General features: G+C 35.0%; 10 protein-coding genes and 1 pseudogene. 4 read left to right on the forward strand and 7 right to left on the reverse strand.

All coding sequences use genetic code 11. The features are described from left to right. The first annotated feature begins 94 nt into the window (after positions 1–94). Positions 95–433 (forward strand): outer membrane protein assembly factor BamE, encoded by a 339-nt coding sequence (locus AAGD95_RS05625; RefSeq protein WP_341818424.1) that lies wholly within the window; start codon positions 95–97, stop codon positions 431–433. Between the two features lie 112 nt (positions 434–545). Here the strand turns inward: AAGD95_RS05625 and AAGD95_RS05630 are convergent, their stop codons facing one another. Both AAGD95_RS05630 and AAGD95_RS05635 read right to left on the reverse strand, forming a co-directional pair. After that, entirely contained in the window at positions 546–1,166 is a 621-nt protein-coding gene (locus AAGD95_RS05630) for a hypothetical protein (RefSeq protein ID WP_341818426.1), read from the reverse strand. Between the two features lie 262 nt (positions 1,167–1,428). Then, positions 1,429–2,280 carry an IS982 family transposase gene (locus tag AAGD95_RS05635; protein WP_410542088.1) on the reverse strand — a complete coding sequence of 284 codons (852 nt, stop codon included), beginning with the start codon at positions 2,278–2,280 and terminating at the stop codon, positions 1,429–1,431. Positions 2,281–2,295: 15 nt separating this feature from the next. On the opposite strand from AAGD95_RS05635, the gene AAGD95_RS05640 reads away from it, so the two are divergent. The 3 genes and pseudogenes from AAGD95_RS05640 (at position 2,296) to recO (ending at position 3,598) form a co-directional block, all read left to right on the forward strand. Further along, the gene (locus AAGD95_RS05640; protein ID WP_341818427.1) at positions 2,296–2,424 is read left to right on the forward strand and encodes a hypothetical protein; all 129 of its coding nucleotides are present in this window, start codon (positions 2,296–2,298) and stop codon (positions 2,422–2,424) included. Next, positions 2,385–2,669, forward strand: a pseudogene (locus tag AAGD95_RS05645) (PDDEXK nuclease domain-containing protein); the annotation flags it as partial. The gene AAGD95_RS05640 and the pseudogene AAGD95_RS05645, both read left to right, overlap by 40 nt. 206 nt (positions 2,670–2,875) lie before the next feature. Then, positions 2,876–3,598 carry a DNA repair protein RecO gene (recO, locus tag AAGD95_RS05650; RefSeq protein WP_341818428.1) on the forward strand — a complete coding sequence of 241 codons (723 nt, stop codon included), beginning with the start codon at positions 2,876–2,878 and terminating at the stop codon, positions 3,596–3,598. A gap of 35 nt (positions 3,599–3,633) precedes the next feature. On the opposite strand, the gene AAGD95_RS05655 is transcribed toward recO, so the two are convergent. The 5 genes from AAGD95_RS05655 to AAGD95_RS05675 form a co-directional block, all read right to left on the reverse strand. After that, on the reverse strand, positions 3,634–5,010 hold the full coding sequence (locus AAGD95_RS05655) for a PleD family two-component system response regulator (protein WP_341818429.1): 1,377 nt from the start codon (positions 5,008–5,010) through the stop codon (positions 3,634–3,636). Further along, positions 4,982–5,278 (reverse strand): hypothetical protein, encoded by a 297-nt coding sequence (locus AAGD95_RS05660; RefSeq protein WP_341818851.1) that lies wholly within the window; start codon positions 5,276–5,278, stop codon positions 4,982–4,984. Before AAGD95_RS05660 ends, AAGD95_RS05655 begins: the two co-directional genes overlap by 29 nt. A gap of 4 nt (positions 5,279–5,282) precedes the next feature. Continuing rightward, a complete protein-coding gene (locus AAGD95_RS05665; protein WP_341818431.1) occupies positions 5,283–9,989 on the reverse strand; it encodes an NAD-glutamate dehydrogenase in 4,707 nt (1,568 codons plus the stop codon). Positions 9,990–10,015: 26 nt separating this feature from the next. Continuing rightward, on the reverse strand, positions 10,016–12,577 hold the full coding sequence (gene clpB, locus AAGD95_RS05670) for an ATP-dependent chaperone ClpB (protein WP_341818852.1): 2,562 nt from the start codon (positions 12,575–12,577) through the stop codon (positions 10,016–10,018). A gap of 167 nt (positions 12,578–12,744) precedes the next feature. Continuing rightward, positions 12,745–13,530: a hypothetical protein gene (locus AAGD95_RS05675; RefSeq protein WP_341818432.1), complete on the reverse strand. Its 786-nt coding sequence runs from the start codon at positions 13,528–13,530 to the stop codon at positions 12,745–12,747. Positions 13,531–13,543 lie beyond the last annotated feature (13 nt).

Below are 13,543 nucleotides of genomic sequence, written 5' to 3' on the forward strand. Positions count from 1 at the left end.
AAGTGATATTGAGAACTAGTCAATTTAACTTTTTGAAATTTGACGTCAGGTAGTTTATTAGTGTATTATAGCTTCAAGTAATTTATCAACAGAAATGCGAGTATTAATATCTTTTATTTTATTATTTACAGTGAGCTGTACTCACACTATTCACAATCACGGAGCTCCTGGCATTAGTGTTGAATTGTGGAGCAAGATAAAAGTAGGTGACGATAAAGAAAAAGTGGTTCACACTTTAGGATCACCAACATTAGTATCAAAGTTCGATGGTAACGTTTGGTACTATGTCTCATATAAAATTAAACAAGCTAACTTCTTAGGAAAAAGGAAGTATAGCAGTAAGTCTCTGCAAATTTCATTCGATCAGAATGGTAAAGTTGCAGATACAAAAGAAACTGACATCTTAGAGAGATCTTTGGCTGTTTCTGATTGAAAGTTTGCTCAGATCTTCCTACGTCATACCGCGGTTCATTCGCGGTATCTCAGCATAGATTCCGCTAACAAGTAGCGGAATGATGGCTTATTAAATTATAGAATTAGTTTAGCTATAGAATAAAGTCTAGTGTTACTTCACGCCAAATGTGGTGGTGCTGAGTAGGCAAGCCAGTCAATGGGCTACATTTATATACTGCACGCATTGCGTTATCTGCTATCGACCTGAAAAGTGGATTATTTCGATAGGAATCACTGTCTGCTACATCGGCCATAATTATCTCGCCTTGACTGGACAATAATAAGTTAATTTTTATATTAAAATTTTCTTTGTAAGCTATGCTTTCAGGAATGCTCCAGCATTTTGTGAGCTTGTCTCTTATAGAGTTAATAATTTCTGTTACAACTAATTCATCCTTTTGACTCTCAACGCTTTTTTCGTTTCCTATTTCATTTTTTGCCTCTCTAACATCCCTTCTTAGTTTTTTCTCTACACTTTTTTTTCTTTTTGGAATTGGAATGAATTCTTTACCCTCGTTAATAATGACTTCTTCTTGCACTTCGATAATTTGCCTCGGTTGTGCTACAACATTGTGCTCAACTATTTCTTTTTTCCTTTGTGGTATAGGAACAGCTGACGTATCATTCGTTTGGGCTTTGGTTGAAGATAACGAAAAAAGCAAAAAACAACATAAAGACAAAAAAAGAATATAATTAGAATAGAAAAAACGCATATGTTAAGTAGCCAGTTTTACTGGTTTAAAGCTAATATTGCACGTAAAGTCAATATATTTTAGTTGATGGACGAGTTTGAAGTAAATAAGGAATCCCTTTAAAGCTGAAGGCAAGCGAAAGATTGCCTTCTCGACAGACAAAGGAATTGTATAATGGATTAAAAGGAACCGTATGACAAAAATTATAGCAAAAGAATATACAGAACTTTTAGAGCAGTTGAAGGATCATATTGCAACAAGCCGGTATAACGCGAATTCTGGATTAAGGAAGGAAGAAAGTATAGGAAATAGAAGGCTTTTTGGATTTGATGGAATAGGAAATGAGAGTAGAAAAGATATGAACCAAAAAATTAACAGGGGATCTATGGCGAGTGTGTTCAATTTCTAGTCTATTTTTTAGGTAACCAAAAACAGTCTCAATGATAGACCTTTTTCTCAGTAAAATCTTCTCATTTAGCGAAATCAATGCATTTTTCATACCTTTTTTCACCTTGGTAACAAGTTTCAAACCTCGGTCAAACAGCTTCTGAAAAAGCTCTTTTGCAATATAACCTTTGTCACCAAACAAAAGGCCGGTTAATTTTTCCGTCAGATTTGGCACAGGTATCCTATCATCAACATTGCCTTTTGTTAGCGTAAGTGAATGAATTTCACCATTTTCATTGATTACCATATGTAATTTGAAACCAAAAAACCAGCCGTAAGTACTCTTGCTTAATTTTGCAATTCCAGCAAAAACTTTGTTTTTGGATATTCTTTTTGCATGACAAACTGCAATGGGAGTTGTGTCTATATATGAAATTCCAGTGTTTTCTGACTGTCCACAAAGCCAATGCAACAACATTGCTAAATGCCACAAAACCCTAGGCTTTAGAGCAACAAACCTGGTATATGAAGGCAACTTTGGAAACTCTGATTTGTAGAGCAACGTTAGGTAATGTAGATAGAAAGTTTTGAAATTTTTACACGGAGATTGTTGATATAGCAGGATTATTGTCATGATTTCGGAGTGCTCAATTTCCGTTGTTCTTGTGGGTTTTTTACCATTTGGCAGTAGTTTACCTGCAAAATTTTTCTCTATATCTCTGCAAAAATCATCGACCAAACAAAACAGTTTGTTATATCTTCCATGGTTAACCTCATCTGTTTTTTTATAACTGCTGAGTTTACCCTGTTTTCTTGCCTTTTCTATTCTCCTTTAATCCAGAATTCGCGTAAAAAGATAAAGATTTTCAACCAGAGTATGCAGGTAAAATGAATTTTTATCTTTCCGCAGTTGACGATTTACTGAAGCACTCGACAGATCAACCTTCTATAGGGTTAATCTTATGTAAATCTAAAGACGATGTACTTGCTAAATATACACTCAAAGACATAAATAAACCAATAGGATTAGCGGAATATCGAATAACTGAAAATCTACCAGAAGAGGTAAAAACAGCTCTGCCAACAATAGAAGAATTAGAAGCTGAATTATCCAAAATTTCAGATAAGAAAAAGTAATGTTACTAAAATCATTCAAACAATTATTTAGCAGACCAAAAACCAAAAGCTCAGCATGGAGGCTCAGGAAGAAGAGTGGCAGCCAATAACTTACTCTCTCATAGCCTTGAAACTTTGGAAGCAGACAGTGACGGAGTAAGTAATTTTTATGGATTACAAGCTCTAGGTGCACTATCCTATAATATCATACGGTCAATATACTCTAAATGAGATGGAAAGATGAAGGCATCATTATAGCTGCTAAAAAATACGGCGATAAAAACTTAATTCTTTCTCTGTTTACAAAAAATCATGGAAAGCGCAGGGGATTAACTAAGCTAACAAACAATAGCAATTATAAGTTTCAGATAAGTAATCTATTACATGCAGAATGGAGTGCTAAATTACCTGAAAATCTAGGTTTTTTTAAGTGCGAATTAATCGAATCTCCATTCCATCATTTCTTTCAAGATAGGTTAAAAAGCATTACTATTGTTTCTTTCTCCTCTATTTTAGAAAAAGTGCTTCCAGAGAGTGAACCTTGTGTTGTACTGTATGATAACTTTCGATATTTCATCGATATAATTAAGCACAATAATGAACTTTGGCAAGGCCATTACCTCAACTTAGAGCTTCTGCTTCTTACGCAATTGGGATTCAAGTTAGACTTATCCAAATGCGCTGTAACAGGTGTTAAGGAAAATCTACAATTTATTTCTCCAAAAACTGGCAGAGCAGTGTCAAAAAAAGCAGGAGATTATTATGCAGATAAACTCCTACCTTTTCCACAAATGTTGCATGATGTATACAATAATAACCTACAAAACAGCTACTCATTCCAAGAATTTCAGTTAGGACTGAAAGTCACAGGATATTTCTTAAATAAGTATCTATTTTTGCAACTAAATATGGAATTTCCAGAGCTAAGAAATCTCATGCTTTCGCTTTAATCTTAGTTATCATTTTTTTGAAAGAATTTTAGAATTCAGCCAGTAATCACTCTATTTCTACCACTGTTTTTTGCCTTATATAAATATTTGTCGGCACGTACTATAAATTCTTTAATATTGTCAAGGTCAGATTCTTGCATTTCTGCAATTCCAATGCTCACAGTTACATTGTGGGTTGTATTTTTATCCGCAAGTATAAAAGGTTTTTTAGCAATAATTTTGCGTATTCTTTCCGCAATAGTATACGCATCTGATGTATCGGTATCTGGCATTACAACAACAAATTCCTCACCACCAAATCTAGCTAACAAATCTGTCACTCTAATATTTTCAGAAATTCTTCTCTGTATTTGCTTTAAAAGTTCATCTCCAGCACTATGTCCAAAATTGTCATTCACCATCTTAAAATAGTCTATATCAAGTATCATAAGAGACAACCTTCTATCTTTTTCTACAGAGTCCTTAACAATGTTTCTTAAGTGTGCATCAAAATATCTTCTATTATAACAGTTAGTTAATGGGTCCTTTATAGACATTTCCGCATTATTAAATAAATTCATTCTCAAGGCATCTTGATATCTTTTGCGTTTCACTTGCGAATTAACCCTTGCTATTAACTCACCCTCATCCAAAGGTACTGTTAAATAATCATTAGCACCTACATCAAGTGCTTTTACTAAATTGTTTTTATCATAATCCTCAGAAAGAATTAGAATTGGTGTATAACGTGTTTCCACCTTACTACGAAACCCAGAACACAAACGCAAGCCGTCAGTTTTTGAAAACTGCATATCAGAAATGATCAGGTCGTAATTATCCTTAATACCAACCTTTAATGCCTCTACTGGATCACTCAGTATTTTAATTGACCTAAAGCGGTGCTTTAGTACATTATATATCTGCTCTGCTTGAAAGACATCTTCATCTACAACAAGTATGTTAGCATCAAAAATCTGATTAGAATAATCCATAATACTGTTTCCTGCTACTCCGCCAATCTCAACGTTGGTTTCTCCTCTTAAACGCAATTCATCTATAATCATTTTTAAGCGCGTGAGAGACTTGATCCTTGCAGATAAAGCAGTTTCGTCTATTGGTTTAGTCAGAAAATCATCTGCACCAGCATTAATGCCCTGTACTCTATCATGAGCGTCATGCAGCGCAGTTACCATAATTATTGGAATATGAGTCGTTAAGGGATCACTCTTTAGCTTCTTACAGACTTCAAAGCCATTCATTTTTGGCATCATGATATCGAGCAATATAATATCAGGCTGCTGCTTTGCTACTAAATCCATAGCTTCCTCACCATCATAGGCTACGATAACCGTATAGTACTCTGCTTTTAGTCGAGCTTCTAAAAGCTTGACATTAGATAGTACATCATCTACTATCAGAATCTTCGCTGTCATTATCTTTGGATGTATTATCTATATCGTAAGTAGGATAAAGCTTACCATTTTTACCAACTATGTAATTTACTTTCTCAGTATTACACTCTTTATATAAGTCTTCAATTCCGGCATCCTTCAATAACCTTTTGGCTTTTGACTTTGCAATTATAAAATACCTATATATAGTCTTAATAAAATCAATAAATACAGGTACCTTATTTTTATCAAGAACAATTATGCTCACTAAAGCTACAACTAAAATTTCTGAAAGACCTATATTGAACATTTTCCTATGAAGCAAGTACTTTAATCCTTCTGATTATAAATATTAATTTGCTTAAATCAAGTTTAGAAGCAACCATCTCATCTAAAAAACTATTATAACGTTCTATGTAGTCCTTATCATTACAAGCCCAGGTTTGAACCTTATCTTCGGGGTTATCAGTAGCTTTTATGACTTTAACAGCTAGCTTGTGATGGTAATTGCTTAAATCATCCAATAAATCATTAACTAAGCTGCGATCCCAATAAGAAGAGCGGCTTTTCATCTTGATGGCAATTGTTCTAATCAGATCGAATCTTAACAGCGACTTTAACTCAAAGTATATTTTACCAGCATCAAGAATGGACAAAGATGTCTGTTCAGCAACAGATATAATGTCCAGTGCATAAGCAAGAACGCATAGATCAGCAACTTTTTTTGCTAGATCTTTATTTATATTAAGTTCTACTAAAGAAGTTGATCCATGGCTATAGACCTTTAATAGGTGTTCATCTAAAACATCAGTTAAGTTCTGGCCTAAAGTTTCAATTTCATCTTTAAATTTTGTAACATCATCCAATTCTACAAAGCTAAGCTTGCCAAGATTTTTCACTAACCAAAATGATACCCTACCAATAAATTTCTGCACGTTCCTCACTATTTGTAAGTATGAGTTAACATCAATTTTTCCATCCAATTCATCAATTTTCTGCCACATACTATTTAAATCATATAGGTGGTTAACAACAATATATACGTTAACCGCTTCTTGTATCTTAATTCCAGTGTTCTCAGCCAAATTATTGATGAATATACAGCCCATTCTATTCACTACATCATTTGCAATGCAAGTAGAGATAATTTCTCTACGAAGTTGGTGTTTTAATATGAAATCCTTAAATTTTGTTACCATCTTTTTAGGAAAATAACCTAGCAAGTAGTCATTAGATATAAGATCTTTTTCAGGCAGATCGGAATGTATAATTTCATTTTTTATTGCCGTTCTAGCATAAGACATTAGAACAGAGAGCTGAGGAGAACTGAAACCTTCTGCACCAGTTAACATCCTTGCTATCTCTTCTTCAGTTGGAAGAAATTCTACGCTTCGGTTTAACAGCCCAGATTTTTCTAAACTGAGCAGTAACCTGTGGTGCTGCTCCAATCTCTCTTTAGCTTGCAAACACTCAAGAAGTAATGCTTTTGTTTCAATTTTGTTGTGGTTCTCAAGCACTTTGGATGCAACTTCATCCACCATACTTGCCAGTATTTCATTCCTTTTTTCTAAAGAAATACCCCCTACTTTCATAGCTGAAACAAATGCAATCTTGATGTTGACTTCAAGGTCCGAACATATCACTCCGGCTGAATTATCAACAAAATCTGCATTGATATATCCACCTCTTTCAGCATATTCTATTCTTCCAAGCTGTGTGCATCCCAAATTTCCGCCTTCTATAAACATAGAAGCTCTAATATCTTTACCATTTATTCTTAACTCATCGTTTGCTTTGTCACCGACCATGCTATGATTTTCACTCTTTGCCTTAACAAACGTGCCGATTCCTCCATTCCATATGAAGTCCACTTTTGCTTTCAACAGATATCTAATCAAATCACTTGGAGGTAGCATATCTTCTGTTATATCAAAGCATTTTTTTATTTCTTGAGAAATGTTTACTTGCTTGCTGCTACGCTCAAATACTCCTCCACCCTTAGAAATCAAATCTTTGTTATAATCCATCCAAGTTGAAAATGGTAACTCAAAGAGGCGTTTACGCTCTGTGAAACTCTTTTCTGCATCAGGGTTTGGGTCAACAAAGATATGCATATGGTTAAATGCGCCGATTAAATGTATATTTTTTGAAAGCAGCATACCATTTCCAAATAAGTCGCCAGCCATATCCCCAATTCCAATAACAGTTGCATCCTGGTAAATATCCTTATTCATTTTCCAAAAATGCCTCTGTGCTGCAATCCATGCACCTCTGGCTGTAATACCCATCTTTTTGTGGTCATAACCTACTGATCCACCAGATGCAAATGCATCACCAAGCCAAAAATTGTATTCAGAGGCTATTTGGTTGGCATAGTCAGAAAAAGAAGCAGTGCCTTTATCTGCTGCAACTACCAAGTATGGATCATCCTCATCATACCTAATCACATTCTCTGGTGGAATTATTTTGCCATTAACTACATTATCAGTAATGTCAAGCATTCCCCTGATAAAACTCTTATAGCATTCAACACCTTTCTCTCTTAAAATATCTTTGTCTTTATAAACTTGCTTAATTACAAACCCACCCTTTGCGCCAACAGGTACAATAACCGCATTTTTTGTCATCTGAGCTTTCATGAGCCCCAAAACTTCAGTGCGAAAATCTTCCGTCCTATCCGACCACCTTAAGCCACCACGGGCTAATTTCCCTCCTCTTAGATGTATTCCCTCAAAAAGGTTTGAATAAATATATAATTCACGATACGGGCAAGGATCAGGTAAACCATTTATTTTACTTGAGTCAAATTTTGTAGATAAATATGGTTTATCGTCTTGATAATAACTGGTCCTTAAAATAGCCATTATCAAGTTAAATATCGAGCGCAAAACGTAATCATGTGAAACATTGCTGATCTCTTTTAGAAGTTCCTCAATTTTTTCTATGAAAATGTCTGTGGTTTCTGCTCTATCAATGTCTATGTTAGGATCAAATCTTGCATGAAATAGTTGTATCAAATACTTTACTATTTTTGGATACTCTGAGACTACCTTTTGAATATATTCTGGATTGTAGTTAAATGACGTCTGCTTTAGGTAAGCACTTAACGCTCTAACCAGAAGCACTTCTTTCCACTCCAGCCCAGCAATAATGACCAAACTATTGAAATAATCATTTTTAATTTCCTTTCTAAACACTTTCGCAAGTGTTATTTCAAATTGCTCTTTTAGAGTAATGTTGTCTATTAATTCATCGACTCTTGACAACACAAAATGGTGTATCCATATTCCGCCGTTGATTTTTATGTAATAACCATTATGAGATAGGATCTTCGCTCCCAAATTCTTAGTAATTCTTAATATCTTCGATAATTCAAGACCTCCATTGCTCGAAGTGTAAACCTTTAATTGATAATTAAGATTGTCACGAGTAAGTCTTAAATCGACCTCGCTAACTCCTTTTTTCCTCACTATCTCCAATTTTTTCATATCGTAATATGCGTCATGAGGTTCGAAACTCTCTTGATAGCTTATTGGAAATGCCTTGCAATAACGGATGAATATATCCTCAACAGTGCTAAAAGTATTATATAAATTGTCTATAAAACGATCTTCCCATTTTTCCGTAATGTTCCTTAATTTGTTTTCGATACGCAAAACTTCATCATCAGGAACACTAGCGTTTTTAGCCTTTAGCAACACGTGCAATTTCATTAAGTCATATTCGTTTATAATGTGGTGGTTATAAATATCTGAACTTTCTGCATTTATCTCATCCTTCAATATATTGCTTATCTTGAGCATTAGCCTGGAGCTAGCATAACGCATCGGTATCAGCACTATACAACTAGTAAACACTCCCTTACTTCTTAAGCATAACTTGACTCTTGGTCTTATTGCAAGGGACATAATAGAAGTACAAATTTGAAATAATTCTTCCTCATTAGACTGGAACAATTCATCACATGAGAATGCTTGTAAAATATAAATTAGAGCTTTGTTATTGTGGCCCCCGGTTACAAACCCTGCATTTTTTTCTATAACTTTAACTTTATCTCTTATTATTGGAATAGTTCGAATATCTTGGACCTCCGCTATAGAAGTAAATAATCCAAAAAAACGCCGTTCCTTTACCACATTACCCTGGTCATCAAATTCTTTTACTCCTATACAATTCATGTATGTACGCCGATGGACTATTGAGATTAGATCTGATCTCAATATGTATAGGGAATCAAGGTTTGCAGAAGGAATCAACGTACTTTGACCTACTCTCATCAGGCCAAGGTCCTTTTTGCTATCACAGACGAGTTTTTCATCTTTACCAGCAATATATTCTTGATAACCTAGAAATACAAAATTATTATTTTTTAGCCAATCTAAGAAATCCTTTCCTGGTGTCACTCCAGCATCAGGCGCTGGCTGCTCGATGGCAAAAAGAAGACTTTTTGCTTCATCAAGTTTCTTAAGCATTAAGTGCCAATCTTTCACAACACAATTAACTGCTTTCAGCGTTTTTTGTAGAGATTCTTTTAATGTATCAACAAAACTGTCACTTATACCTTTGATAATTACATATATAACTGACTCTTTGATTCCATTGCTTTCTTCCAAAGGGTAAATCTCGTCTATTAGGCCATCTTTTCTTTTAATGTTAATTATGCTGTTGCTGTAATAGCATATGGTTAAATCGTGCGACTTAATAGTTGCAATAACGGAGTCAACCAAAAATGGCATATCATCGTTTGTTATCTTAATCGTGGTAAAATCGCCTTCTATTCCTGGTATATCATCTATATTGCTTACTACTAACTTACTTTCATCTTTCTCTTTTTGAGAAACAAAATTGTAAGCATCGTTTACAATATATAGCAAAAACTTATCGTTGGCTTTTAGGTCGCTTTTATAAACAAAACTGTAAAAATACTTAATAAATTTTTTAATTTTTTCTTTATCTTGCTGATTTTCTTGATCAGCTAACTTAAATAAAGACTCAGTGTCAACATTATGATCTATACACATTTTTTTAACAAAAACACACAGTGAACTTAAACCTTTTTAACTAAGATTTCATTATCAAGAGCGTACACTATTAGTTCATCATTTTCTACTACTTCCCCTGATAAAACTAATTTAGCTAAATTATTTTGAATACACTCTTGTATAACCCTTTTTAGGGGCCTTGCTCCATATTCAGGGTCATAGCCAGTTTGTGCTATTAGTTCTTTAGCTTCCTGTGACAAACTTATACTTAGTTTACGCTTAGCAAGTGTTTTTTGTAAATAAGAAAATTGAACATCTATAATTTTATAGATGTCATCTCTGGTTAAACTGTGAAATATAATAATTTCATCCAGTCTGTTTAAAAATTCTGGACGAAATGTTGATTTAATTATTTGCATTACCTCATCTTTTACAGACTCAGCAATCTCCTTTAGCATTATCTCAGCGCCAAGGTTAGAAGTTAAAATCAGTATGGTGTTGCGAAAATCAATTAATTTGCCATGACTATCAGTAAGTCTCCCCTCATCCAAGATTTGCAACAATAGATTAAATATATCTGGATTTGCCTTCTCTATTTCATCAAACAGAATAACCTGATATGGCATTCTTCTTACCGCTTCAGTTAATCTGCCACCTTGTTCATAGCCAACATACCCTGGAGGCGCGCCAATTAGCTTTGAAACAGAATGTTTTTCCATATATTCTGACATATCAAAACGCAGAAGCGCTGATTGATCGTCAAACAGAAATTCAGCAAGGGCTTTCGCAAGTTCCGTTTTTCCAACTCCAGTTGGACCTAAAAATAAAAATGAACCAAAAGGCCTGTTGGTATCTTGCACCCCAGAGCGGGAGCGCCTAACTGCATTACTTATCGCTTCTATTGCATCTTTCTGCCCTATTACTCTTTTTCCTATTTCATTCTCCATGTTAAGAAGTTTTTCCTTTTCGCTGTGCATCATGTTATCAACTGGAATTCCTGTCCACTTTGAAACAATGTTTGCAATGTCATCTCCAGTCACTTCTTTCTTTAAGAAGCTATCAGTAACCTTTTCCTGATTTTTTAATTCATTCTCAAGCTGAGGAATCACACCATACATCAATTCCCCTGCCCTTCCTAAATTTCCACTACGCTGAGTTAATTCCAGCTCTTTTCTAGCGTTATCTAATTTTTCAGCTGTTTCTTGTATTCTAGCTATTTTATTCTTTTCCATCTGCCATTTGCTGTTCAAGTCAGCAAATTTACTGTTTAGGTTTTCAATCTCCTCATTTATCTTTTTTAAACGCTGTTTAGAATTTTCATCACTTTCTTTTTTTAAAGCCTCTGCTTCAATCTTTAGCTGTATAACCTTTCTCTCAAGTTCATCAATAACTTCAGGCTTGCTATCCATTTCAATTCTCACCCTGCTTGCTGCTTCATCAATCAAATCAATTGCTTTATCAGGTAAAAACCTATCTGTTATATATCTATTGGACAACGTTGCAGCAGCAATTATTGCTCCATCTGTAATTCTTATACCATGATGCACCTCATATCTTTCCTTCAAACCCCTGAGTATTGAAATGGTATCAGTTTCAGTTGGTTGAGAGATAAACACAGGCTGGAAACGCCTTGCAAGTGCAGGATCTTTTTCTATATGCTGACGATATTCATCTAAAGTTGTGGCTCCTATACAGCGAATTTCTCCACGCGCAAGAGCAGGCTTTAGCAAATTTGAAGCATCCATTGCACCACTTGTTGCTCCTGCTCCAACTAAAGTATGAAGCTCATCTATAAACAAGATAACTTTTCCCTCCGCTTTCGAAAGCTCATTAATAACTGCTTTTAACCTTTCTTCAAATTCTCCTCTAAATTTTGTTCCAGCAATTAATGCGCCAAGATCGAGGGCTAAAACTTTTGCATCACGCAAACCAAGTGGCACGTCATTTGCAACGATTCTATTTGCAAGCCCCTCAACTATTGCAGTTTTTCCAACGCCAGGTTCACCGATCAGCACTGGATTATTTTTTGTCCGCCTCAGTGACACCTGCATAGTTCTTCTGATCTCTTCATCACGACCAATTACAGGATCAAGCTTTCCTTGCATAGCAAGCTCTGTAACATCTTTTGTATATTTCTTTGCCGCGTTTAATTTTTCCTCACTGTTTGGCGAGTCCGCACTGCTGCCTTTTCTCATTTCTGCAATAACTGAGTTCAGTTTTTGTGGAGTAACACCATTCTCCGCCAGAATTTTGCCTACAGTATCATCTTTTTGTGCAGTGAGGCCCTGCAGTAAACGCTCAACGGCAACAAACGAATCTTTATTCCTCCGAGCAATACCAATTGAATCTTCAAAAACTTTTGCTATTTCTCTTGAAAGTTGAAGGCCACCACTTCCTGGACCTTCAACTACTGGCAGCTTTTTTATTGCGCTATCCACAGCATCGGAAATACTTTGCACATTTCCACCACAAGCGTTTATCAAATCCTGAACTAAACCTAATTCATCCTCAAGCATTACTTTTAGTAAATGCTCAGGCATAAAAATCTGATGCCCAGCTCCCAACGCTTTCATCTGAGCACTTTGAATTAGACTTTTTGCTTTTTCGGTAAATTTATTTAAGTCCATAACACCAGTTAAATTCGTATTTGCTGATGTATATAACAACTGATTTCATAAATTTAAACCTAAAGTTGTTTATTGTTAGGTATGAAATTTAAAACTTTTTTTTAAAAGAAACTATTATAGTAATTATAGCCCTACCCTTTACTTCATTAGACCATCTTATGGATAGTCTATACAGATCGACCTTTTTGTGAATCTGCGTTTCTGCTTTCTTCAACTTGTTTTGCAAAAGATGTTTCCTGTTTCTGAAGTGGTTTAGCAACTTCGCGCACAACGGCAGTAACTGCTGTTAAAAACGTTTTTAACAATGCACCTAAAGCTCCACCAACTGCTTCCCTGCCATGTATATGAGCTTGTTTTTCGTTATCGTCAGCAGTTTCCCCTGCCCTCCTTCTTGGATCCATCCTATGAGCAATCACCGAAAACAACACTCCCCTGATTGAAGACTTCACTTTTTCCTTTGCTTCGTGGACATCCCCATCTTTTGCTGTTTCATGTCCATGACTTAAGTGTTTAGCATCCATTAGCTCCTTTTGTTGCTGGGCAAACATGCCACTTAATACTTCTTCTATCACTTGCTTTCTTCTCTTCTCTCTAACTCTTTTCATAGATTCTGATTTATCGCGAGTGTGTTTGGTAGTTTCAAATTCTGCATCAATATCTTCAGACGCAGCCTGACTATATAAAGTCTCTATGAGCCTGTCTATGCTTCGCTTTATTTGCATAGTCCTTTCGTAACTATCCGAATTATCGATTCCTTCGTCGATCTGATTTAGAATATCCTCAAAAACTTTTAAATAGTCTTGAATATATTGTATTATATATTGTTTATCTTCCTCTTTGTGTTGTTCTTCTTGATTTAACTGATTTTCATTTTCTAAACTTCTCTCTCTTTTATCATCGTTATTTTCTTCAATATTATCACCGTCTTCCTCGAAAAGGTTTTCGTCGTTCATGATTTTTTTTAAT

The organism is Wolbachia endosymbiont (group B) of Ennomos erosarius (genome assembly GCF_964026905.1).
Classification (GTDB): domain Bacteria; phylum Pseudomonadota; class Alphaproteobacteria; order Rickettsiales; family Anaplasmataceae; genus Wolbachia.